21 protein-coding genes are annotated in these 21,283 nt (G+C 57.9%); 14 read left to right on the top strand and 7 right to left on the bottom strand.

Annotation, left to right across the window (positions count from 1 at the left end; genetic code table 11):
- The first annotated feature begins 3 nt into the window (after positions 1-3).
- The 5 genes from ACHZCJ_RS06370 (at position 4) to rimK (ending at position 4,226) form a co-directional block, all read left to right on the top strand.
- On the top strand, positions 4-651 hold the full coding sequence (locus ACHZCJ_RS06370) for an adenylate kinase (protein ID WP_159640674.1): 648 nt from the start codon (positions 4-6) through the stop codon (positions 649-651).
- Positions 652-674: 23 nt separating this feature from the next.
- A complete protein-coding gene (locus ACHZCJ_RS06365; RefSeq protein ID WP_321324845.1) occupies positions 675-1,301 on the top strand; it encodes a hypothetical protein in 627 nt (208 codons plus the stop codon).
- Positions 1,302-1,432: 131 nt separating this feature from the next.
- Positions 1,433-2,788, top strand: a complete 1,356-nt coding sequence (gdhA, locus tag ACHZCJ_RS06360; protein ID WP_321324844.1) for an NADP-specific glutamate dehydrogenase — start codon at positions 1,433-1,435, stop codon at positions 2,786-2,788.
- 70 nt (positions 2,789-2,858) lie between these two features.
- A complete protein-coding gene (locus ACHZCJ_RS06355; protein ID WP_159640683.1) occupies positions 2,859-3,317 on the top strand; it encodes a RimK/LysX family protein in 459 nt (152 codons plus the stop codon).
- Positions 3,318-3,320: 3 nt separating this feature from the next.
- The gene (gene rimK / locus ACHZCJ_RS06350) at positions 3,321-4,226 is read left to right on the top strand and encodes a 30S ribosomal protein S6--L-glutamate ligase (RefSeq protein ID WP_159640686.1); all 906 of its coding nucleotides are present in this window, start codon (positions 3,321-3,323) and stop codon (positions 4,224-4,226) included.
- A 78-nt stretch (positions 4,227-4,304) separates the two neighbouring features.
- On the opposite strand, the gene ACHZCJ_RS06345 is transcribed toward rimK, so the two are convergent.
- Positions 4,305-5,357, bottom strand: coding sequence for a succinylglutamate desuccinylase/aspartoacylase family protein (locus ACHZCJ_RS06345; protein WP_236553758.1), 1,053 nt, complete (start codon positions 5,355-5,357; stop codon positions 4,305-4,307).
- Between the two features lie 510 nt (positions 5,358-5,867).
- Here ACHZCJ_RS06345 and rpsM point away from each other — a divergent pair.
- The 7 genes from rpsM to ACHZCJ_RS06310 all read left to right on the top strand — a co-directional run bounded on the left by rpsM (position 5,868) and on the right by ACHZCJ_RS06310 (position 11,986).
- Positions 5,868-6,236 (top strand): 30S ribosomal protein S13, encoded by a 369-nt coding sequence (gene rpsM, locus ACHZCJ_RS06340; RefSeq protein ID WP_089132899.1) that lies wholly within the window; start codon positions 5,868-5,870, stop codon positions 6,234-6,236.
- A gap of 50 nt (positions 6,237-6,286) precedes the next feature.
- Positions 6,287-6,676 carry a 30S ribosomal protein S11 gene (rpsK, locus tag ACHZCJ_RS06335; protein WP_067198370.1) on the top strand — a complete coding sequence of 130 codons (390 nt, stop codon included), beginning with the start codon at positions 6,287-6,289 and terminating at the stop codon, positions 6,674-6,676.
- A 105-nt stretch (positions 6,677-6,781) separates the two neighbouring features.
- Positions 6,782-7,840, top strand: a complete 1,059-nt coding sequence (locus ACHZCJ_RS06330) for a DNA-directed RNA polymerase subunit alpha (RefSeq protein WP_159640692.1) — start codon at positions 6,782-6,784, stop codon at positions 7,838-7,840.
- A gap of 116 nt (positions 7,841-7,956) precedes the next feature.
- Positions 7,957-8,379, top strand: a complete 423-nt coding sequence (gene rplQ, locus ACHZCJ_RS06325; RefSeq protein WP_159640695.1) for a 50S ribosomal protein L17 — start codon at positions 7,957-7,959, stop codon at positions 8,377-8,379.
- A gap of 87 nt (positions 8,380-8,466) precedes the next feature.
- Positions 8,467-10,617: a prolyl oligopeptidase family serine peptidase gene (locus ACHZCJ_RS06320; protein ID WP_321324830.1), complete on the top strand. Its 2,151-nt coding sequence runs from the start codon at positions 8,467-8,469 to the stop codon at positions 10,615-10,617.
- Between the two features lie 131 nt (positions 10,618-10,748).
- The gene (locus ACHZCJ_RS06315) at positions 10,749-11,249 is read left to right on the top strand and encodes a hypothetical protein (RefSeq protein ID WP_321324828.1); all 501 of its coding nucleotides are present in this window, start codon (positions 10,749-10,751) and stop codon (positions 11,247-11,249) included.
- Between the two features lie 119 nt (positions 11,250-11,368).
- Positions 11,369-11,986: a hypothetical protein gene (locus ACHZCJ_RS06310; RefSeq protein ID WP_321324826.1), complete on the top strand. Its 618-nt coding sequence runs from the start codon at positions 11,369-11,371 to the stop codon at positions 11,984-11,986.
- Between the two features lie 9 nt (positions 11,987-11,995).
- Here the strand turns inward: ACHZCJ_RS06310 and ACHZCJ_RS06305 are convergent, their stop codons facing one another.
- The 6 genes from ACHZCJ_RS06305 to ACHZCJ_RS06280 form a co-directional block, all read right to left on the bottom strand.
- Entirely contained in the window at positions 11,996-12,787 is a 792-nt protein-coding gene (locus tag ACHZCJ_RS06305) for an SDR family NAD(P)-dependent oxidoreductase (protein ID WP_159640704.1), read from the bottom strand.
- Position 12,788: 1 nt separating this feature from the next.
- Complete coding sequence (locus ACHZCJ_RS06300) at positions 12,789-13,850, bottom strand: phosphotransferase family protein (RefSeq protein WP_321324823.1); 1,062 nt, start codon at positions 13,848-13,850, stop codon at positions 12,789-12,791.
- Between the two features lie 16 nt (positions 13,851-13,866).
- The gene (locus ACHZCJ_RS06295) at positions 13,867-14,955 is read right to left on the bottom strand and encodes a Zn-dependent alcohol dehydrogenase (protein ID WP_321324821.1); all 1,089 of its coding nucleotides are present in this window, start codon (positions 14,953-14,955) and stop codon (positions 13,867-13,869) included.
- A 6-nt stretch (positions 14,956-14,961) separates the two neighbouring features.
- Positions 14,962-16,263, bottom strand: coding sequence for an acyl-CoA dehydrogenase family protein (locus ACHZCJ_RS06290; protein WP_321324818.1), 1,302 nt, complete (start codon positions 16,261-16,263; stop codon positions 14,962-14,964).
- A gap of 102 nt (positions 16,264-16,365) precedes the next feature.
- On the bottom strand, positions 16,366-17,796 hold the full coding sequence (locus ACHZCJ_RS06285; protein ID WP_321324816.1) for an MFS transporter: 1,431 nt from the start codon (positions 17,794-17,796) through the stop codon (positions 16,366-16,368).
- The gene (locus tag ACHZCJ_RS06280; protein WP_159647832.1) at positions 17,793-18,629 is read right to left on the bottom strand and encodes an SDR family NAD(P)-dependent oxidoreductase; all 837 of its coding nucleotides are present in this window, start codon (positions 18,627-18,629) and stop codon (positions 17,793-17,795) included. Before ACHZCJ_RS06280 ends, ACHZCJ_RS06285 begins: the two co-directional genes overlap by 4 nt.
- A 231-nt stretch (positions 18,630-18,860) precedes the next feature.
- Here ACHZCJ_RS06280 and ACHZCJ_RS06275 point away from each other — a divergent pair, with 231 nt between their 5' ends.
- Positions 18,861-20,054, top strand: coding sequence for an acyl-CoA dehydrogenase family protein (locus ACHZCJ_RS06275; protein WP_321324813.1), 1,194 nt, complete (start codon positions 18,861-18,863; stop codon positions 20,052-20,054).
- A gap of 81 nt (positions 20,055-20,135) precedes the next feature.
- Positions 20,136-21,272, top strand: a complete 1,137-nt coding sequence (locus tag ACHZCJ_RS06270) for an acyl-CoA dehydrogenase family protein (RefSeq protein ID WP_321324810.1) — start codon at positions 20,136-20,138, stop codon at positions 21,270-21,272.
- Positions 21,273-21,283: the final 11 nt, after the last annotated feature.

The raw sequence follows: 21,283 nt of genomic DNA, 5'->3' as shown, positions 1-21,283 counted from the left end.
ATCATGGACATTATTTTGTTGGGACCTCCGGGTGCCGGGAAGGGGACCCAGGCCAGTCGTCTTGAAGATGAGCATGGCATGGTCCAACTGTCCACCGGTGACATGCTTCGTGCAGCGGTGAAAGCCGGCACCGAAGTCGGCAAGAAAGCCAAGGCATTGATGGATGCCGGCGCGCTGGTTCCCGACGAAGTTGTTTCCGGCATTATCGGCGACAAGCTGGATGAACTCGGTCCCGACAAGGGGGTTATCTTTGATGGCTATCCCCGGACTGCTGCGCAAGCGGAATCACTGGACGAGATATTGGCCGAGAGAGGCCGGACGCTCTCCCATGTCATCGAACTGGTGGTCGATGAAGACGCGCTGGTCGAGCGGATCGTTGGTCGCTTCACTTGCGGCAAATGCGGTGAGGGCTATCATGATAAGTTCAAGAAACCTGCTCAGGAAGGTGTCTGCGATGTCTGCGGTTCCACCGACTTCAAGCGGCGTCCGGACGACAATGAGGAAACCGTGCGTACCCGGATGCAGGAATATCGCGCAAAAACAGCACCGATTCTGCCGATCTACGAAAAGCGAGGCATCGTCCGGAAAGTCGATGGCATGGGCAGTATGGCGGAAGTAAACGAAGCGATAGAGGCGGCGCTGTCGCTTTGAACTGAACATACGGGAGACAGGGCATGGCGAAGCTGGCATTTCACGCAATATCGGGAATGGCAGCGCTGTGCAGCGTGTCCGCGGTGCAGGCGGAAGTGACCAACACCGCCGACAATGGCTTTACCGTACAGCATCAAAGTGTGATTGCCGGCGATACCGAAGCCGTGTGGAAAGCTATGATCGCGCCATCCCGATACTGGAACCCCGATCATAGCTGGTCGGGTGATGCCGAGAATTTCTATCTCGTGCCGCAGGCCGGCGGCTGCTTCTGCGAGCTGATCCGGTCAACGTCGGATGATAATATCAAAAGTTCCGAGGGCAGTGTCCAGCATATGCGCGTGATTTATGCGCGAAACAACAAGATGCTCCGGCTCTCCGGCGCTCTCGGTCCGCTTCAGGGCGAGGCTGTAACCGGCACGCTGACCATGTTGTTGCAGCCGCAGGGTGACAGCACCGTTGTCCGTTTTACCTATAAAGTGGGCGGCTATATGGAATTTCCCGTCGACGAGATCGCACCGGCAGTGGATAGCGTGATCGGCGAGCAGCTGGCACGACTGTCGGCAATATTCGCCGATCCTGCCGAAGCTGGAAATGAGACATCCGTGGATACCGACGCGCCGGTTGCTGCCGAAGCGGAAGAGTCTCCCTGATTCCGGCTCAATCTCAAAACTTTACCAAGCCCGTCCAATAGTTCTATTGTACGTTCCTACTTGTTGTCGACTCGAGGCGTCGTCAGCGGGGAACGGGTCGTACCGATATCGAATTTTAGAGGGGGTAGACTATGGCCGTTTCCGATCATGTGGATTTTTCGACATTTATGGAGGGCGTCAAAAAACGCAATCCGGGCCAACCTGAATTTGTTCAGGCGGTCCAGGAAGTCGCGATGGATATTTTCGATTTCATCGAGGACAAGGAAGCCTATCACAGCGCGCAGATCTTGCGCCGGATCGCCGAGCCTGACCGGGTGGTATCCTTCCGGGTTTGCTGGGAAGATGACAACCACTGCATACGGGTTCAGCGTGGCTTCCGCGTGCAGAACAACAATGCCATTGGTCCTTATAAAGGTGGCATCCGATTTCACCCCAGCGTTACCGAAAGCGTGCTGAAATTTCTGGCCTTCGAGCAGACTTTCAAAAATGCGCTGACCGGACTGCCGATGGGCGGCGGCAAAGGCGGGGCGAATTTCAATCCCAAGGGCAAGTCCGACGCTGAAGTCATGCGCTTCTGCCAGTCGTTCATGACCGAACTATACCGTCACATCGGCCCGGACACGGATGTGCCCGCCGGTGATATCGGCGTCGGCGGCCGCGAGATCGGCTATATGTTCGGACAGTACAAGCGGATCACCAACCGCTGGGAAGGCGTGCTGACCGGCAAGGGCATGGAATATGGCGGTTCGCAGATGCGCCCCGAGGCAACCGGCTATGGCGCGGTCTATTTTATGGAAAATATGCTCAGGCATCGCAACGATGCGATTGATGGCAAGACGGCGGTCATTTCCGGTTCCGGCAATGTGGCTACCCACGCAGCCGAGCAGATTACCAAACAGGGCGGCAAGGTCCTGACGCTGTCGGACAGCGGCGGCTTCATCCATGATCCCGAGGGAATCAATCAGGAGAAGATTGACTGGGTCAAACATCACAAGACCCATACGCGGGGCCGGATCAGCGAATATGCCGATCATTTCACCGGCGCATCCTATCACGAAGGCGCCCGTCCATGGAGCGTGCCCTGCGACCTGGCTTTGCCCTGTGCGACCCAGAACGAGCTCAATGAAGCCGAAGCCAAGGAGCTTGTCGCCAATGGTGTGATCGCCGTATCGGAAGGCGCGAATATGCCGACCACACTGGACGGCGTCCACGTCTTCCACGAGGCGAAGATCATGTATGGTCCGGGCAAGGCGGCCAATGCCGGCGGCGTCGCGGTATCCGGTTTGGAAATGAGCCAGAATGCCGAGCGGATCAGCTGGAACCACGAGCGGCTCGGCCAGATGCTGACCGAGCTGATGGAAGGCATCCACGGCAAATGTGTCGAATATGGCGATCAGGGGGATGGCTATGTCGACTATGTGAAAGGCGCCAATATCGCCGGTTTCAAGAAAGTCGCCGATGCGATGCTCGCTTATGGCGTCGTCTAGATTATAATTATCTTGCGCAAAAATGCGTCATCGGCCAGATATCCGGTCGATGGCGCAAGCAAATAATTCGATGGTTCAGCCGCTCCCGAAGAAGCTTGTAGAGCCGTGCGAAATAGGCTGGTGCGAACTGGTGGACATCCCGGGGCTCGGGGTCAGTAATCTCCACGCCAAGATCGATACGGGGGCCGCGACCTCCTCGCTACATGCTACCCATATCAAGCCGTTTGCCAAGGACGGGCAGCCGTTTGTCCGTTTTACGATCCCGATGGGGCAGGGGGTTGCCGACTATCATTGCGAAGCTCTGGTTTACGGACAGCGCAGAATAAAGAGCAGCAATGGTGTCATGCAGACCCGTTATGTGATAGAAACCGTGATGAAGCTCGGGCCGCTGACTTGGGTCGGGCATATGACCCTTGCCAACCGGCAATCGATGATTTTTCCGGTCCTGATCGGTCGCCGGGCGCTGAAGAGAGGGTTTCTCGTCAACAGTGCCAAGCGCTGGATGCTGGGCCGGCACCAGGAAAGATAAGATATGAAGATCGCCATGCTCGCGCGAAACCCGAATCTCTACTCGCACAAAAGGCTGGTGCAGGCAGCAGAAGAACGGGGACATTCACTGGATATCCTGAACACGACCCGCTGTACGGTGAATATCGCCAGCCACCGGCCGACGATCACCTATGACGGGCATACGCTGCAGGGTTATGAGGCGGTCATCCCGCGGATCGGAGCGTCGATCACCAATTACGGCACCGCGGTGCTGCGCCAGTTTGAAATGGCCGGCGTCTGGCCGCTCAACGAAAGCGTGGCCATCGGCCGCAGCCGTGACAAGCTGCGCTCGATGCAGATATTGTCCAAATATGGCCTCGGGCTACCGCTGACGGCTTATGCCAACGACCCGAAACAGGCCGAAGAGATTATCCGGGCGGTGAACGGTCCGCCGGTGGTGATCAAGCTGCTGGAGGGCACCCAGGGCATCGGTGTCGTTCTTGCCGAGACCATGTCGAGCGCCAAGTCGGTGATCGAGGCCTTTCGCGGTGCCAATGTGAATATATTGGTGCAGGAATTCATCAAGGAAGCCGGCGGCACCGACATCCGCGCGCTGGTCGTGGGCGGCAAGGTGGTCGCCGCCATGAAGCGCACCGGTGCACCGGACGATTTCCGCTCCAACCTGCATCGCGGCGGCAGCGCCCAGATCGTAAAAATCACACCGGAGGAGCGCTCGACCGCGCTGCGCGCGGCCAAGCATATGGGGCTGAATGTGTGCGGTGTCGATATGTTGCGCTCCAATCACGGCCCCGTGATCATGGAAGTGAACAGCTCGCCCGGGCTCGAAGGCATCGAAAATGCCACCGGCAAGGATGTCGCGGGGCTGATCATCGAGTTTGTCGAGAAAAATGCCAGGCCCGGAAAAACCAAGACGCGGGGAAAGGGCTAGGCCTGGCGCCGCCGTCGATCAGTCCGCCGGAGCCGGGGCAAGACCCGGCGGACCAACGAACGCCAAGCTTCAGCCTGCCTAGATCACCTCGTCCTCATCCAGCAGCTGATTGCTCGTGATTGCATCCTCGATCTGTCCGAGCCGCTCTTCCACCGTATCGAAAACCCTGACTTCGGCGATATGGAGCAGCGCGTCGCCCTGGTTGACTACCGGCAGATTACTGTGGCCGATGACGATGCCGTCGACCGGAGAGAGTATCGCTTCCTCGCCATCGCCGAAAATATCGCTGATACAGGCGACCGTGTCGCCTTTGTGGACCTTGCTGCCCGAGGGTGACATCAGCCGGCAGATTCCGCCTCTGGTCGAGCGCAGCCAGACCGTGCGGGTGGTCTGGGCAGGGGGCGTCCCGCGTTTGCCGAGCCTTTTGCTATCGATCATCCCCAGTTTCTTCAGCACCCGCAAGATGCCGTTGACGCCGGCGAGGACGGAAAATTCGTCAAAGCGCAGGGCTTCGCCGGCTTCCATGAGCAGCATATCGACACCGGCTTCCCGGGCCAGCGCGCGCAGCGAGCCGGGGCGCAGGTCTGCCTCGATAACAACCGGCGGTCCGAATTCGAGCGCCAGCTCCTTGAGTTTCGGATTGCCGGAAGCGATGCGGATCTGCGGCAGATTGTAGCGGTGCTGGGCCGCGCTGTGGATATCAATGCCCAGCGAGCAGCGGTCGATGACCTCGGTCGAAAAGATATTTGCCAGCTGCGAGGCCAGCGAGCCGCGCTCGGTACCCGGGAAAGACCGGTTGAGATCGCGGCGGTCGGGCAGATAGCGGCTGTGGTTGATGAACCCGAACATATTGACTACCGGCACGAAGATCACGGTTCCCGCCATCCGCGCCGGGTTGAGCTTTTTCATTAACCGGCGGATGACTTCGGTACCGATAATTTCGTCGCCGTGGATCGCCGCGCTGACAAAGATTGTCGGCCCGGCCCGTTTGCCATGAAATACGCGGACTTCCATATTGGCCTGCATACCGGCGGAGAGGTCGCTCACCGGGATGGCAATGTCCCCGGTCCGGCCCGGTGCAATCGCCTGTCCACCGATTTCGAACAGGTCATCTTTATCTCTATTGGTCAATTGGTCCCCCATGCAATGCGGCGAATGCTAGGGCATTTTGACGGGAAAGCGAAGCATGAACACGCATGCCACGGATCCGCCATTCAGCCTGCACTGGTGCCGGGCCCGGACGAAAGGGGCAGCAGGCCTCGGGCGGCCATATTGCGTCTATCATCGAGATGCTGTCTCCGATCCCTTAGCCACTCTCGGGATGATTGCAGATCGAGCAGGAACGGGCCAGCCGACATATGCGTCGCTGTGCCCGATAAAGAGGGTCGATCAATTGACCCTGCCAATATTCTGCTTGAATGAGGCACCGGTTCGCGTCGGCAGGGATGAGCTGGTTTGCCGGCTATTCCAGTGTTGACAGCGGCGGCTATTCTCCCTATTTCGGCTTCATTCGAAACCAATTTGAACCGGCAACACCCTTTGTGGTGCGCGCTGGTTTTGTGCGTTTCGGGTGTGTTTTTAACGACTTGGCTATGAGATAGGTCCCGGCGAATCGGTCCCTGTGGAGCATGGAGAAATATATTGGCACGTATTGCTGGGGTAAATATCCCCACTAACAAGCGCGTAATCATTGCGCTTACCTACATTCACGGTATCGGACGCACCGCTGCGGCTGAAATTGTTGAAAAATTGAAGATTGATCCGACCCGCCGGGTTCAGGACCTCACCGATCAGGAAATTTTGCACATTCGCGAAACGATCGACGCCGAACATACGGTGGAAGGCGATCTGCGTCGTGAAGTTGCAATGAACATCAAGCGTTTGATGGATCTGGCCTGCTATCGCGGCCTGCGTCACCGTAAGGGCCTTCCCGTTCGCGGACAGCGTACGCATACCAATGCGCGCACCCGCAAAGGCAAGCCCAAGGCGATTGCTGGCAAAAAGAAATAAGACTTGTCGTCTGACAAGTATCTTCAAGATATTAGGTAGGAATTGATCACATGGCACGCGAACCGCAGCGCATAAAGAAAAGTGCGCGCAAAAACATTTCGGCAGGCGTAGCGCACGTCAACGCCACTTTCAACAATACGATGGTCACCATCACCGATGCCCAGGGCAATGCAATCAGCTGGTCCTCGGCCGGCATGATGGGTTTCAAGGGCTCTCGCAAGTCGACACCTTATGCCGCTCAGGTTGCAGCGGAAGACGCTGGCAAGAAAGCCGCCGACCACGGCGTACGGACGCTGGAAGTCGAAGTGAAAGGACCCGGCTCCGGTCGTGAATCCGCTCTTCGCGCCCTTCAGGCTGTTGGCTTCACGATCACCTCGATCCGTGACGTTACTCCGATCCCGCACAACGGTGTTCGCCCATCGAAACGGCGCCGCGTCTAAAACCGCGTGCGTTTCTGGGACAGGTCGATGGGCCGGTCCCACTTTTTTAAAATTCAGAGCGGTAATGACGTCCACACCCGCTCTTTGAACCACTAGGGGAAGTCCATGACTGTCAATATGAAGAACTGGCAAGAACTGAAGAAGCCCAACGTCCTCGACATCAAGCCCGGCGGAGATCCGAAGCGCAAGGCGACTTTCATTGCAGAACCTCTGGAACGTGGTTTTGGTCTTACCATGGGCAACGCATTGCGCCGCGTCCTTCTGTCTTCGCTTCAGGGTGCGGCAGTTACCTCGATCAAGATCGAAAACGCCCTGCACGAGTTTTCCTCGCTGCCAGGTGTTCGTGAAGATGTGACCGACATTGTTCTCAACGTCAAGCAGATCGCTCTGAAAATGGAAAGCGAAGACGCCAAGCGTCTGCAGCTCTCCGCAACCGGTCCGGCCGAAGTCAAAGCGGGCGATATCGCTGTCTCCGGCGACATCGAAATCATGAATCCCGATATGGTGATCTGCCATCTCGACGAAGGTGCTTCGCTGAACATGGAATTGACCGTCAATGTCGGCAAGGGCTATGTTCCTGCTGTTGCCAACCGTCCAGCCGATGCACCCATTGGCCTGATTCCGATCGACTCGCTCTATTCGCCGATCCGTCAGGTGTCCTACAAGGTCGACAATGCCCGCGTTGGCCAGGAACTGGATTTCGACAAGCTGAACCTCACCATCGAAACCGATGGCACGGTTACCCCGGAAGATGCGATTGCCTACGCAGCCCGCATTTTGCAGGACCAGCTGCAGCTTTTCGTGCATTTCGAAGAAGCTCTGGAACAGGTGTCCTCGCCCATCGGCATGGCCGCCCAGCAGAGCCAGGCCGAAAGCGATGCCAACCAGCTCAACCGCTATCTTCTCAAGAAGGTCGACGAACTGGAACTCAGCGTCCGCTCCGCCAACTGCCTCAAGAACGACAATATCATCTATATTGGCGATCTCGTGCAGAAGACCGAAGCCGAAATGCTGCGCACCCCGAATTTTGGCCGCAAGTCCCTGAACGAAATCAAGGAAGTGCTGTCCAGCATGGGTCTGCGTCTCGGCATGGACATCCCCGGATGGCCGCCTGAAAATATCGAGGAAATGGCCAAGAAGCTTGAGCAGGAACTGCTCGGGTAAATCATTCGTCATCCCGGCACAGTCCGGAATGACAAGGGGTTCACTGGTGATGCCCCCGATAAATCACCTGCTGCGGGGTACCTCATACGGCCCCCTAACGAACGAAGGAAATATCTATGCGTCATAGAATGAAGGGCCGCCGTATGCAGCGGACCGGTGCTCACCGTCAGGCTCTGCTGAAGAACCTCGCGGCTGCACTGATCAAGCATGAGCAGATCATGACAACTTTGCCCAAGGCCAAAGAATTGCGTCCTTATGTTGAAAAACTGATCACGCTCGGCAAACGGGGTGGCCTGTCCAACCGCCGTCTTGCGCATGCGCGTTTGATGGACGAGACCCAGGAAAAGAAATTGTTCGATGTTCTGGCTGATCGCTACAGCGATCGCAACGGCGGTTATACCCGTATCGTTCGCGCCGGTTTCCGTGCATCGGACGCTGCCGCAATGGCGGTGATCGAACTGGTCGACCGTGACGTGGATGCGAAGGGGCAGGACAGTGGTCCGGACCAGAGCGCACAGGATGAATACGAGGACGCTTAAGTTCCTTCATCCGGGATACAGTTTCAATTGATATGAGAGGCCGTGAGCGATAAGCTTGCGGCCTCTTTCTTTTTGTCCGGGGTAGCGATGCGCAGTTTGAATTTGAAGATCTTGACATTGGCCATGGGATTGGCCGCAACTTCCCCCGCGCTGGCAGTCCAGCAAGAAAACAAGGAAATCCCGCTGACCTATCCCGAAACCAGAACCGTTGATGTCGTCGAAGAGCAATTTGGCGAATATATTTCCGACCCCTATCGCTGGCTGGAAAATGATGTGCGCGAGGATGCCGAGGTCGCCGCCTGGGTGAAGGCGCAGAACCACGTCACCGACGCCTATCTGAAACAGTTGGATGGCCGCTTCGTTCTTGCCCAGTCGATGGAAGGGCTGTTCGATTTTGACGATCTCGGCATCCCGGTCGAAGCGGGCGGACAATATTTTTACGAGCGCAAAAGTGGTGGTCAGAACCAGGCGATTCTTTATGTCCGCGATGGCGCGGACGGTGAAGAGCGGGTGCTGATCGACCCGGCCGGCTGGTCGGATGATGGCGCTACCGCTCTGGCCGGCTGGAAACCATCCGGCGACGGCAGCCTGCTCGTTTATGCTGTGCAGGATGGTGGCTCGGACTGGCGGACGTTGAAAGTGCTCGATGTCGCCACCGGCGAGGTCAAAGCGGATACAATAGAATGGGCGAAGTTCACCGACCTGGCGTGGATGCCGGATAATGTCGGATTTCTATACTCCCGTTTTCCCGAACCGGAGGAAGGCGAGGCGTTCCAGTCGCTGAACGAGAATCATGCAATCTATCTCCACCCCATCGGTGTGGATCAGGCCAAGGACATAAAGGTCTTTGCAACGCCCGATCAGCCGGAACTGAATCATTCTGCAGAACTGACCTCGGACAAGGAGTGGGTGGTAATTACCTCCTCCTCCGGTACCGACGATCGTTATGAAATCACCTTGATCAAGGTGGATGCGCCGAAACTGGAAACACGCAAGCTGGTCAGCGGATTCGAACATGACTGGCGGCTGATCGATGGTGCCGGTGACACGCTCTATTTTACGACCAACAAGGACGCGCCGCGACTGCGCGTGGTGAAAATCGATCTGGGCGCGGAAGATCCGGAATTTACCGAACTGGTCCCGGAAAACGATGCCGTCATTGACGGCGCGACGATTGTCGGTGGCCGGCTGGTCATCAGCTATCTGGTGGACGCCAAGAGCCAGCTTTCGATATTCGATCTCGAGGGCAAAGGATATGGTAAGCTCGATCTGCCCGGGCCGGGCCAGGTGGAGGGCCTCAGTGGTTCGATGAAGAGTGATGAAGGCTTTTTCACCTTCGGAAGCTTCAATCGGCCAACCACGGTTTTCCGCTATGAGCCGGCTTCAGCGCCAACGATCTGGGCTGAACCGTCGTTGCCTTTTGATCCCGAAACGGTTGAAGTGACGCAGCGCTTCTACGAAAGCAAAGACGGCACGAAAATCCCGATGTTCCTTGTCCATATGAAGGGTCAGGATCTCTCGCAGGGCGCGCCAACTTTGCTCTACGGCTATGGCGGCTTCAATATCTCGGTCCTGCCGCAATATAAACCGGCCTGGATGGCATGGATCAAGGCGGGCGGCGTGTTCGCCTCGGCCAATCTGCGGGGTGGCGGAGAATATGGCAAGTTGTGGCACGATGGCGGCCGCTTGCAAAACAAGCAGAATGTCTTTGATGATTTTATCGCCGCCGGCGAATATCTGATTGCCGAAGGCATCACACCGGAAGACGGACTGGCCATAGAAGGCCGCTCCAATGGCGGCTTGCTGGTCGGCGCCGTGATGAACCAGCGGCCGGATCTGTTCACCGCTGGTCATGCCGCGGTCGGCGTGATGGATATGCTCCGCTTCGACCGGTTTACTGCCGGCCGTTACTGGGTGGATGATTATGGCTATCCGGACAAGGAACAGGATTTCAGGACCCTGCTTGGCTATTCGCCTTATCACAATATCAGAAACGGGGTCGATTACCCTGCGCTGATCGTTTCGACCGCCGATACCGATGACCGGGTGGTGCCGGGCCACAGCTTCAAATATACCGCGCGCTTGCAGGCTCTGGATACGGGGGATGCTCCGCATCTGATCCGGATCGAGACCCGGGCGGGGCACGGCAGCGGCAAGCCGACCGACAAGGTGATCGAGGAATATTCGGATATATATGGGTTTCTGGCGCACGCGACCGGATTGCATCTCGATAAATAATCGTTCATAAAAATACCACTTTATATGAACAAGGCCTGTCAGGCCAGTTCAGCCTTCACTCAAGCCGAATCTCCTAAAAGGGCATTGCAAGCTCGGGAAAAGGTTTCGGGCAGTGAGAAAGGAAAGTGGACATGAACAAGTTGAACAAGGCTCTTGTCGGAACCGCTGCTGCTGCTGCAATGGCCGTTTCTGCTACCCCCGCAATGGCCAAGGATAACGGCAATGGCGGACCGAGTGCCGGTGAGGTCATCGCCGGTGTCGCGATCATCGGCGCGATCGCCGCGATTGCGAGTTCAAGCAACAAGGATCGGTACTATCGTGATACGGATTATCGCGGCGACCGATATGCCAATAACCGCTATCGCCAGATCAACCAGCGCCAGGCCGTAAACCGCTGCGTCCGCGCCGCCGAAAATGGCGCGACCTATCGGGGCCGTGCGTCGGTAACCGATATTCGCGATGTCGACCGGACCCGCAATGGCTATCGCGTCAAGGGCAAGATCCTGGTCGAGCAGAATCGCGGTCGCTATAACCGGAACGGCTATTCCGATAGCGGGAAGTTTACGTGTTATGTCGAAGGCAACCGGGTGAGCGACATTCGATATAGCGGGCTCAAATATGCCCGCCGCTAGAACCGGCGCGCAAGTCCAGACCGGCAATGATGGTTCAGCCTGGCGACAGGCTGGGCCAACTATGAATGAGGGAACGGCGGATCTCCATGTGCGGGATTTGCACAAAACGGGGTGACGACATGACCAAGATGACCAGAATTTCCGCGATTGCGGCTTCCACTGCATTGATTTTTACCGGATTTGCGCCAGCCATGGCTGCGCCAATGTCTAGCGTTGCGGCTGTTGCCACCCCGCTAGATACCGGTCCGCTCGGCTGGAGTGCCGAAAATGACAAGGTAGAAGGCTGGCGCAGCTATCGTGGTTATCGGGGCTATCGAGGACACCGGCGCCATCGCAGCGGGATTGATGGCGGCGATGTTCTGGCCGGCATATTGGTGATTGGCGGTATCGCTGCGATCGCCAGCGCAGCCTCTCAGAGCAATCGCGACCGCCGCTATGACGATCGCGATTATCGCGATACCGCCCCGCGCTATGATGACCACCGCTCCGACAATCGATATGACAGCAGCACCGGCGATATGGACCAGGCCATCAGCGCCTGTTCCGATGCGGCAGAGCGGCAAGCCGGCCGCGATACGCGCGTTTCCGAAATTCAGGCGGTGTCGCGTGATGGTGCCGGCTGGCGTGTCGAAGGCACGTTGACCAACAGCAATCAGCGCACCTTTTTATGTGGTGCCAGTCAGGGGCGCGTCGATTTCGTGCAGCTGGGCAACGGCGACCTGGCCTTTGCGAACTAGCGGCCGATCCTAGACAGCAGTCCTGCCAAAATCCTGACGGGTGACCGGGTGCGATGCGCTCAGGCCACCGTCGACCGCAATCGCCTGTCCGTTGACATAGGAGGAGCGGTCGGAAGCCAGAAACAGCGCCACTTCTGCCATCTCTGAAGGCGCCGCGCCACGGCGCAGCGGATTGAGATAGCCAAGCCGGTCTTCCTTGCCCTTTTCGCGGGCCTTGTCGTAAATGAACTGGGTCATGCCGGTTTCGGTGATGCCGGGACAAATGGCGTTGCAGCGGACATTGGATGTCGCGAATTGCTGTGAGGCGACCTTTACCAGATTGATGACGCCGGCCTTGGACGCGGAATAGGCTGGACCACCGGCGCCCGACCGGATGCCAGCGACGCTGGCGGTGCAGATGATGGAGCCGCCGTGCTTGCTTTCCGCAATCACCTTGCCGGCATATTTGCAGGCGAGAAACGGCCCGATCAGATTGACCCGCAAAACTTCCTGCCATTCGGCAACGCTGCTGTCGAAAATGCCTTCAAAGCCGCCACCGATACCGGCATTGGCAAAGAAGACATGCAGATCGCCAAAGCGCTGTTCAGCGGCTTCCACCAGCATTTCGACATCGCCTTCCGATCCGGCATCGGCCTTGATCGCGATGATATTGCCTTCGGATCCCTTGGCGGTGTCTTCCACCGCATCGGTGACATCGCTAGCGATGACTTTGGCACCATGTTCGGCAAAGAGCAAAGCCGCGGCACGGCCAATTCCGCTTCCGGCACCGGTAATGATGGCGACTTTGTCCTTGAGATCCATTTCAGGCTCCTGCTCTTTGTGCGACTGCCCACCCTGCTTGTGCCAATGGCGTTACGCGGTCCGACATTTCGGCGGCTGTGGCACTATTTGCGGTGCCATCGACAACACGCTTCTGTATGCCCTGCAGAATAGCAGCAATCCGGAAGAGATTATAGGCCAGATACCAGTCCATCGGTGGTAGCTCCGCCATGCCCGATTTTTCGCAATAGCGGGCAATGGCTTCTTCACGAGAGGGAATGCCCAAGGCGTCCAGATCGACGCCCTTGATGCCGCTGCGGCCTTCGGGCTCCATTTCATAGGCCATCAGCCAATAGGCGAAATCGGCAATCGGGTCGCCGAGGGTCGAAAGCTCCCAGTCGAGAACGGCGATCACCTTGGGTTCGTCATGGGCGAAAATCATATTGTCGAGCCGGTAGTCACCGTGGACAATCGCGAAACCTTTTTGTTCCGGAATGGTTTTGGTCAGCCATTCGATCAGCTTGTCCATCTCGGGAATTTCCTGCAGCTCGGACAGGCGATATTGCTGGGTCCAGCGCGAAATCTGCCGCTCGCAATAATTGCCGGGCTTGCCGTGCTTTTCCAGGCCCAGTTCAGCCGGGTCATAGCTGTGCAGCATGGCCAGCGTGTCGATCATCTCGTGATAGATGGCCTTGCGCTCGGCGGGATCGCTGTCGGGCAGGGTGCCGTCCCAGAGTGTCCGGCCATCGGCCATGCCCATGATATAGAACATCGTACCGATGACGCTGTCGTCATCGCACAGGCCATAAGGCTTGGCGACCGGGAAGCCGGCCGGATAGAGACCCGCGATGACCCGGAATTCACGATCCACGGCGTGCGCCGAGGGCAGGAGCTTGCCGAACGGCTTCTTGCGCAGCACATAAGATGTCGTCGGCGTGTCGATCTTGTAGGTCGGGTTGGATTGTCCGCCCTTGAACTTGGTCAGGGTCAGCGGACCGGCGAAACCTTCCACATTGGCTTTCATCCAGCGGGCGAGGCTTGCTTCGTCCAGCTTGTCTTTCTCGGGCACTTCCATCGTGCCGGTCATATCGTCCTGTGGATTCATCGAAGTTTCTATTCCTTTAGTTAAACGTGATGACAGACCGCGCCGCATCGCCTTTTTTCATTTTTTCAAAACCATCGTTGATCTGCTCTAGCGGAATGGTTTCCGCGACAATGCTATCCAAATCGAGCATCCCGCGCAGGTAGAAATCCACCAGCCGAGGGATATCGATCGGGAAGCGGTTCTCGCCCATCAGCACGCCCTGCAGTTTCTTGCCGGACAGCAAATCGATCGCGCTCAGCCCCACTTTGTGATCGAGCGGCATCATGCCGAGGATCGTTGCGGTGCCGCCGCGTTTCAGCGATCCGACCGCGAGATCGCCGGAGGCCGGACGGCCTACAGCTTCGATGGCATGGTCGACGCCGCCCTTGGTCATTTCGACAATCTGCCCGGCGGCATCTTCGGCCATGGCGTCAACCACATCGGTCGCGCCCAGCTTGATCGCCAGATCGCGTTTTTCCTTGATCGGATCGGCGGCGATAATCCGACCTGCGCCAGCTATTTTTGCCGCGTTGATAGTGGCTAGGCCGACCCCGCCGCAACCGACGACGGCAACGGTTTCGCCTGGTGTCAGCTTGCATGAATTGAAGATCGTCCCCGCTCCGGTCGTCACCGCACAGCCGATCACGGCAGCACGGTCCAGCGGCATGTCCGGATCAATCCGAACGCAGGCATGTTCGTGGATCAGCATCTGTTCGGCAAAAGCCGACAGGTTGAGCATCTGGCCCACGGCCGATCCATCTGGCCGGGTGATCCGCGGTGCTTCACCTTCGCCGCGCCTTGTATCTGCGCCGAGGCACAGGGACATCCGGCCGGACACGCAAAATTCGCAATGTCCGCAATAAGCCGAAAGGCAGGATATCACCGCATCGCCGACGGCCACGGTACGCACCTCGCTACCAACAGCCTCGACAATGCCCGCCGCCTCGTGTCCCGGAATGGCGGGCAGGGGGTGTGGATAGGCGCCTTCGATAAAATGCAGATCCGAATGGCAAAGCCCGCAGGCGGCCGTCCGGATCAGCACTTCGTGCGGTCCCGGTTTGGAAATGACCACATCTTCAATTTCAAGCGGTTTCCCCGCTTCGACCAGAACAGCGGCTTTCATCATATTCTCCTAGCGGGTGACGGCAAGATCACCGGATGAAAAATCTTCCTTCATCTTGCTGCCATCGGCGGATTCGGCATATTTGCCATATTCCATTTTGGCGATCGTGCGATTGTGCACTTCGTCTGGTCCGTCGGCAAGGCGCAGGGTCCGCTGATGGGCATAGGCCTGGGCAAGACCAAAGTCGGTGGTGACACCGCCGCCGCCATGCGCCTGGATCGCGTCATCGATAATCTTCAGCGCCATGGTCGGAGCCTGCACCTTGATCATGGCAATTTCCGCCTTGGCATATTTGTTGCCGACCTTGTCCATCATGTCCGCCGCTTTCAGGCAGAGCAGGCGGCTCATGTCGATGTCGATACGGGCGCGGGCGACGCGTTCATCCCAGACACTATGTTCGGAGATGCGCTTGCCAAAGGCCACACGCGATTGCAGCCGCTTGACCATTTTTTCAAGCGCTTCTTCGGCCACGCCGATGGTGCGCATGCAGTGATGGATACGACCAGGCCCGAGGCGACCCTGGGCAATTTCAAAGCCGCGGCCTTCGCCGAGAATGATGTTTGATGCCGGAACGCGGACATCCTTCATCTCGACTTCCATATGACCGTGCGGGGCATCGTCATAACCGAACACGGGCAGATGGCGGATGATGTTCACACCCGGTGCGTCGGTCGGCATGAGAATCTGCGACTGCTGTGTGTATCGGCTGCCCTCGAACGAGGTCTTGCCCATGACGATGGCGATTTTGCAGCGCGGATCGCCGAGGCCCGAAGACCACCATTTGCGGCCGTTGATCACATATTCATCGCCATTGCGGACAATCGCGGTTTCGATATTGGTCGCATCGGATGATGCCACGGCTGGCTCGGTCATCAGGAACGCCGAGCGGATTTCGCCGTTCATCAGCGGGCGGAGATATTGTTCTTTCTGCTCCAGCGTGCCGTAGCGGTGGAACACTTCCATATTGCCGGTGTCGGGAGCCGAGCAGTTGAACACTTCGGAGGCAAAACCGACGCGGCCCATTTCTTCGGCGCAGAGCGCATATTCGAGATTGGTGAGACCGGGGCCTTCGAATTCGAAGACGTCGTCAATATGGGTCAGATTGGGATTGGCTGGCGGCATGAACAGATTCCAGATGCCGGCTTCCTTGGCCTTTTTCTTCTCTTCCTCGATTACCTGCAGAACCTTCCAGCGCTCGCCGGTCGATTCTTCCTCGTGATAGTCGGCCATGCGGGGACGGAGGTGAGTCTCGATATGGTCGCGGACCCGGTTGCGCCAATATTCCTGCTTTTCTGTGAGATCGAAATCCATGCCCAAATCCTTTTCTTTTTAACTATGCGATTAACGTATCAGAGGCCGTCTGGCTTTGCCACCGTGAAAACAACCAGCCGGCGGAGTTTTATTCATGTGGCTTCATTTCACTTTCGGCATTGTAGCGGAAAGCTTCGCGATGCGGTCGCTATGGTCCTGCTCACCGAGCGGGAACAGGGTATAGGCCCATGTGCCGGCCAGACCGATCACGGTCACCATCGCGACGAAGATCAGCGCCAGATTATCGACAATCGCGGGGTCGACCGTGCCGGGTACCGCCTGTGCAGGCAACTGGATGGAGGAAATGATCAGGCCGGACAGCAAAATGCCCATGCCGCCGACCATTTTCTGCATGAACCACATGCCGGAGGAGAACAGGCCCTCCGTGCGCTTGCCAACTTCAAAGGCATAAGCGTCGGTAACATCGGCCATCATCGACATGGTCAGGATCATTGCCGAGATGCTGGCGGCTATGCCGATGACGAGAAAGAAGAACAGCAGCGGTATCAGATTCGGTGAGCCGGGCGCCGGAAACAGATCGATCATCCGCAGCCAGTACGGCGCCGTGCCCATGAGCACTGCAAAAAACGTCAGCAAGGCAGCGCCTTTTGGCTTGCCGGTACGCTTGGAGATTGGAGTGACCAGCAGAAATGCCAATATGACGCCGATGAAAAGCACGGCCGAATAGAGGGTCATTTCGGCCGAGCCGAATTCCCAGACATGCGTGAGCAGATACGGCGTCATCGAAAATAGCAGGCCTTGGTTGGTGAAGGCGAAAACACCGGCGAACATCAGCAACAGAAAGGGTGAAAAGCGATATGTGGCGAGCATTTCGGCGAAGCCTTCGGCCGTCTTTGGCGGGCTGCTCTCTGCCTTGTAGCGCCCGACGATCCGTTTATGGGTGCTGGCAGAAGACACCAGAACGGCCATGGCCATGATGCAGGCACCGACCATGGCAAATGTCGAATAGCCGTCGACGTTGAGCATGCCGACGGGATATGTCTCGCTCGGCACCAGCAATACGCCATAAGCAAAGACCATGATGCCAAGGCCGCTGGCCCAGCCGAACAGGGTGCGATAGCGCAGGGTGCTGGTGCGGTCATGATAGTCGCGGCTGAGTTCCGGCAGCAGCGCCAGCGAGGGGACTTCGTAGGCGGACAAGGTGATCCGGACGAGCATCGCCATGGTCAGCAGATAGAAGAATTGCAGCGTGGCGCTGGTCTCCGGCGGGTGCCATAACAACAGCCAGGCAATGGCGATCGGAATGGCGGCGCCGTAGAGCCAGGGATGACGACGCCCGATCGGGGTTCGGGTCCGGTCGGTCATCTGGCCGATCAGCGGGTCGATAAAGGCATCGACGAACAGGGCAATGGCAATCGCGAGACTGACGACGTCGGCGCGCATGCCGACGACCTGATTATAATAATAGAGCAGGAAAACGGAGAAACCATTATCCTTGATGCCGTAGGCGGAGGCACCGAAGCCATAGAGGATCTTGGTTCGGAGCGGCAGCTCGTCGGACGTTTCGATCAACGCAAATGCTCCGGCAGAATAGCGTCCAGCATGCCTGGTTTCTCGGGATTCCAGCTGCCTTCGGTGCCGACCAGCATGCCGCCGTCAACCAGTATATGGGTGCCGGTGACAAAGCCCGCTGCGTCGGACGCGAGATAGGCTGCCGCTTCGGCAATATCGTCGGGCACGCCGGGACGCGCTACCGGTTGCGCACTGGCAGCGGCTTGACCAAGCACCGTGTTTATTGCCTGCGTTTCTTCCTTGTTGGCCCCGACGGTCGCCGCAAAAATATTGGTCTGGATGAACCCGGGGCAGATTGCGTTTACCCGGATTTTATATTGGGCCAGCTCGGCTGCCGCAACCTTGGTTAAATGCAATACGCCCGCTTTCGCGGTGGAATAGGCGATCGGGCCGTAGCCTGCCTGAAACGAACAGATGGACGCAGTATTGACGATCGCTCCACCGCCGCGCTCTTTGAGATGGGGTGCGGCGTGGCGAATGCCCATGGCGACCGATTTCAACAACAGCGCCATGGCGAAGTCCCACTCGTCACCGCTGATTTCGTCTATCGGAGCACGGGGGCCACCGGCGCCGGCATTGTTGAAGACGATATCGATGCCGCCGGTCTCTTCGGCAGCATAATCCATCAAGGCCCGGATTTCTTCTTCCCGGGTGACATCGCATGTCTTGAAGAAAAAGCCCTCGCCAAGGGACGACATCATTGCGGTGCCTTCCGCTTCGTCAATATCACCCATGATGACGGTGGCGCCTTCGCGGAGGAACAGTTCAACGCTGGCGCGCCCTATACCCGACGAACCGCCGGTAATTACGGCGGTCTTGCCCTTGAATCTCATCTTCATCCGCTCCTGTTTTTTCCGGCATTAAAGCTGCGAAGCCCGTCAGCGTCAATCGCCAGTGCCGCCACCCTCCGTTTCCGTTACGGAAATCACGAGGCCGGATTATTCGTGTCAAATGCTGCGCCGCATTCTCCGATTTTTTTCGCCGTCAGGCCAAGGGAATCATTGAATCGATCTGCGCAAATATGATAGTCCAACTTTAATTGCTCAATTAAAAGGAAAATCGTGATGTCCGATCTGGAAACATTCCGCGCGGAGACCGCAGCATGGCTCGAAGCCAATTGCCCGCCGGAGATGCGCGAGCCGATGACAGGCGAAGAAGATGCCGTCTGGGGCGGACGCAATGCGACCTTCAAACCGGGGCAGAAGGAATGGCTGGATGTCATGGCGGCGAAAGGCTGGACGGTTCCGGACTGGCCGAAAGAATATGGCGGTGGCGGATTGTCGCGGGCCGAAACCAAAATCCTCGGCCAGGAAATGGCGCGGCTCAAATGCCGGTCGCCGTTGTCGAGCTTCGGCATCTGGATGCTTGGCCCCGCTCTGCTGCATTTCGGTACCGAAGCGCAGAAGAAACATTTTCTGCCGCCGATTGCGCGCGGCGAAATCCGCTGGTGCCAGGGCTATTCCGAACCGGGTTCCGGTTCCGATCTGGCCTCGCTGCAAACCAGCGCGGTCGACAAGGGCGATCATTTTTTGATCAACGGCCAGAAAATCTGGACCAGCTATGCCGACAAGGCCGACTGGATCTTCTGTCTGACGCGGACCGACAAGAATGAAAAGCACAAGGGCATTTCCTTCATGCTGTTCGACATGGCCAGCGAGGGCGTGACGACCAAGCCAATCGTTCTGATCTCCGGCCAGTCGGCCTTCTGCGAAACATTTTTCGATGATGTGAAGGTGCCGAAGGAATATGGCGAGGGCGTTTCCTCGGTCGTCTATGAAGTCAACAAGGGCTGGGACGTTGCCAAATATCTGCTGGGTCACGAGCGCAGCATGATTTCCGGCGGCGGTTCGGAAGGCGCGACATCGCTGGGCGCCAAATTTGCCGACCAGGTCGGACGCGATGAAATGGGTCGTCTCGACGATCCGATGCTGCGCGCGCAAATGGCCGAAATGGACATTGAAGTCCTGGCTTTCCGTGCCATGGCCGAGCGCTTTGGCGATACGTTCAAGGCGGGGCTTTGCCACCCGGCGCAGCCCAATATGATGAAATATGCCGGCACCGAAATCAACAAGCGCCGCCACGAGCTGATCATGGCGGCCGGCGGCAGCGACGTGCTGGAGTGGGAAAGCGACGCGAGCAATGGCGGGATGACCGCACGCAGCTGGCTGCGGACCAAGGCGAACAGCATCGAAGGCGGCACCAGCGAAGTGATGCTGAACGTCATATCCAAGCAGATATTGCGACTGCCCGGCGCCTGACAGGCCATATCCCATAGCGATGATGGCGGACCCGGCCCGTGCCCGACCCCGCCGCGTACAATCTCAGACAAGGACTAGAACATGCCGCTTTATTTGAACGAAGACCAGCAGATGCTCCACGACAGCGCAGCCGAATTCATGAAGGGCGAGGCGCCGGTAGCGCATCTTCGCGAATTTCGGGACAAGCAGTGCAAGGACGGATTCTCGCACGCCCTGTGGAAGCAGTTCGCGGAAATGGGCTTTACCGGCATAATGATTGGCGAAGACGAGGGGGGGCTCGGTCTCGGCCATATCGAAGCGGGAACCGTGCTCGAGGAAATCGGTCGCAATCTGACGCCATCGCCCTTTCTGACCACTGCGGTTGCCGGCGTGGAAGCGCTCAATGCTGGCGGCAAGGCGCTGCGCGACAAATATTTTCCGGGCATTCTGGCAGGCGAAACCGTTCTCGGTCTGGCGATTGACGAAGGTGCGAAGCATCGCCCGGACCAGATCGGCATGGCCGCAACCCGCGAGGGCAATGGCTTCAAGCTGGACGGCAAAAAGCAATTTGTTGTGCAGGGAGGCTCTGCGGATATGCTGATCGTTGCTGCACGGACCAGCGGCGCGGCCGGTGACGACAAAGGCCTGACCCTGTTCGCGGTTGATGCCAATGCGGCGGGTGTTTCACGGGACAGCGCGCGGCTGGTCGACAGCGCGATGGCGGCCCATGTCCAATTTGACGGCGTGACGGTTGATGCCGACGCGGTGATCGGCGAGGTGGACGATGGTGACACTGTGCTGCGCCGTTTGCTGAACGCCGGCCGCGCTGGCGCCGCCGCCGAAACACTTGGCGTGGGCGCGGGATCGATGGATATCACCGTCGATTATATCAAGGGTCGCAAACAGTTCGGCGAACTGATCGGCTCGTTCCAGGCGCTGCAGCATCGCATGGCGCATCTGTACAGCGAGATGGAAATAGCCCGCGCTGCCGTTTTGAAAGCCCAGCAAATGCTCGACGAAGGATCATCCCAGGCGGAGCTGATGGTGTCGGTGGCCAAGGCCAAGGCGGGCCGGGCAACTGCGCTTTCGGTCAAGGAAGGCGTGCAGATGCATGGTGGAGTCGGCATGACCGATGAATATGACATCGGCCTCTACATGAAGCGGGACCGCGCGCTGCAGGAATTCATGGGTGACGCGAATTATCACACCAATCTCGTTGCCGAAATGCACGGCTATTAAAGGACAGGATT

The organism is uncultured Parasphingorhabdus sp. (assembly GCF_963677535.2).
Lineage (GTDB): Bacteria > Pseudomonadota > Alphaproteobacteria > Sphingomonadales > Sphingomonadaceae > Parasphingorhabdus.
This window is presented reverse-complemented; position numbering and strand designations above follow the sequence as displayed.

Coding starts and splice junctions, on each gene's coding strand:
- rplQ (WP_159640695.1), top strand. CDS start 7,957: ATGCGTCATAGAATGAAGGGCCGCCGTATGCAGCGGACCGGTGCTCAC.
- ACHZCJ_RS06305 (WP_159640704.1), bottom strand. CDS start 12,787: ATGGATCTCAAGGACAAAGTCGCCATCATTACCGGTGCCGGAAGCGGA.
- ACHZCJ_RS06320 (WP_321324830.1), top strand. CDS start 8,467: ATGCGCAGTTTGAATTTGAAGATCTTGACATTGGCCATGGGATTGGCC.
- ACHZCJ_RS06300 (WP_321324823.1), bottom strand. CDS start 13,850: ATGAATCCACAGGACGATATGACCGGCACGATGGAAGTGCCCGAGAAA.
- ACHZCJ_RS06270 (WP_321324810.1), top strand. CDS start 20,136: ATGCCGCTTTATTTGAACGAAGACCAGCAGATGCTCCACGACAGCGCA.
- ACHZCJ_RS06355 (WP_159640683.1), top strand. CDS start 2,859: ATGGTTCAGCCGCTCCCGAAGAAGCTTGTAGAGCCGTGCGAAATAGGC.
- ACHZCJ_RS06275 (WP_321324813.1), top strand. CDS start 18,861: ATGTCCGATCTGGAAACATTCCGCGCGGAGACCGCAGCATGGCTCGAA.
- ACHZCJ_RS06370 (WP_159640674.1), top strand. CDS start 4: ATGGACATTATTTTGTTGGGACCTCCGGGTGCCGGGAAGGGGACCCAG.
- ACHZCJ_RS06315 (WP_321324828.1), top strand. CDS start 10,749: ATGAACAAGTTGAACAAGGCTCTTGTCGGAACCGCTGCTGCTGCTGCA.
- ACHZCJ_RS06295 (WP_321324821.1), bottom strand. CDS start 14,955: ATGATGAAAGCCGCTGTTCTGGTCGAAGCGGGGAAACCGCTTGAAATT.
- rimK (WP_159640686.1), top strand. CDS start 3,321: ATGAAGATCGCCATGCTCGCGCGAAACCCGAATCTCTACTCGCACAAA.
- gdhA (WP_321324844.1), top strand. CDS start 1,433: ATGGCCGTTTCCGATCATGTGGATTTTTCGACATTTATGGAGGGCGTC.
- ACHZCJ_RS06310 (WP_321324826.1), top strand. CDS start 11,369: ATGACCAAGATGACCAGAATTTCCGCGATTGCGGCTTCCACTGCATTG.
- ACHZCJ_RS06280 (WP_159647832.1), bottom strand. CDS start 18,629: ATGAGATTCAAGGGCAAGACCGCCGTAATTACCGGCGGTTCGTCGGGT.
- ACHZCJ_RS06290 (WP_321324818.1), bottom strand. CDS start 16,263: ATGGATTTCGATCTCACAGAAAAGCAGGAATATTGGCGCAACCGGGTC.
- rpsK (WP_067198370.1), top strand. CDS start 6,287: ATGGCACGCGAACCGCAGCGCATAAAGAAAAGTGCGCGCAAAAACATT.
- ACHZCJ_RS06365 (WP_321324845.1), top strand. CDS start 675: ATGGCGAAGCTGGCATTTCACGCAATATCGGGAATGGCAGCGCTGTGC.
- ACHZCJ_RS06330 (WP_159640692.1), top strand. CDS start 6,782: ATGACTGTCAATATGAAGAACTGGCAAGAACTGAAGAAGCCCAACGTC.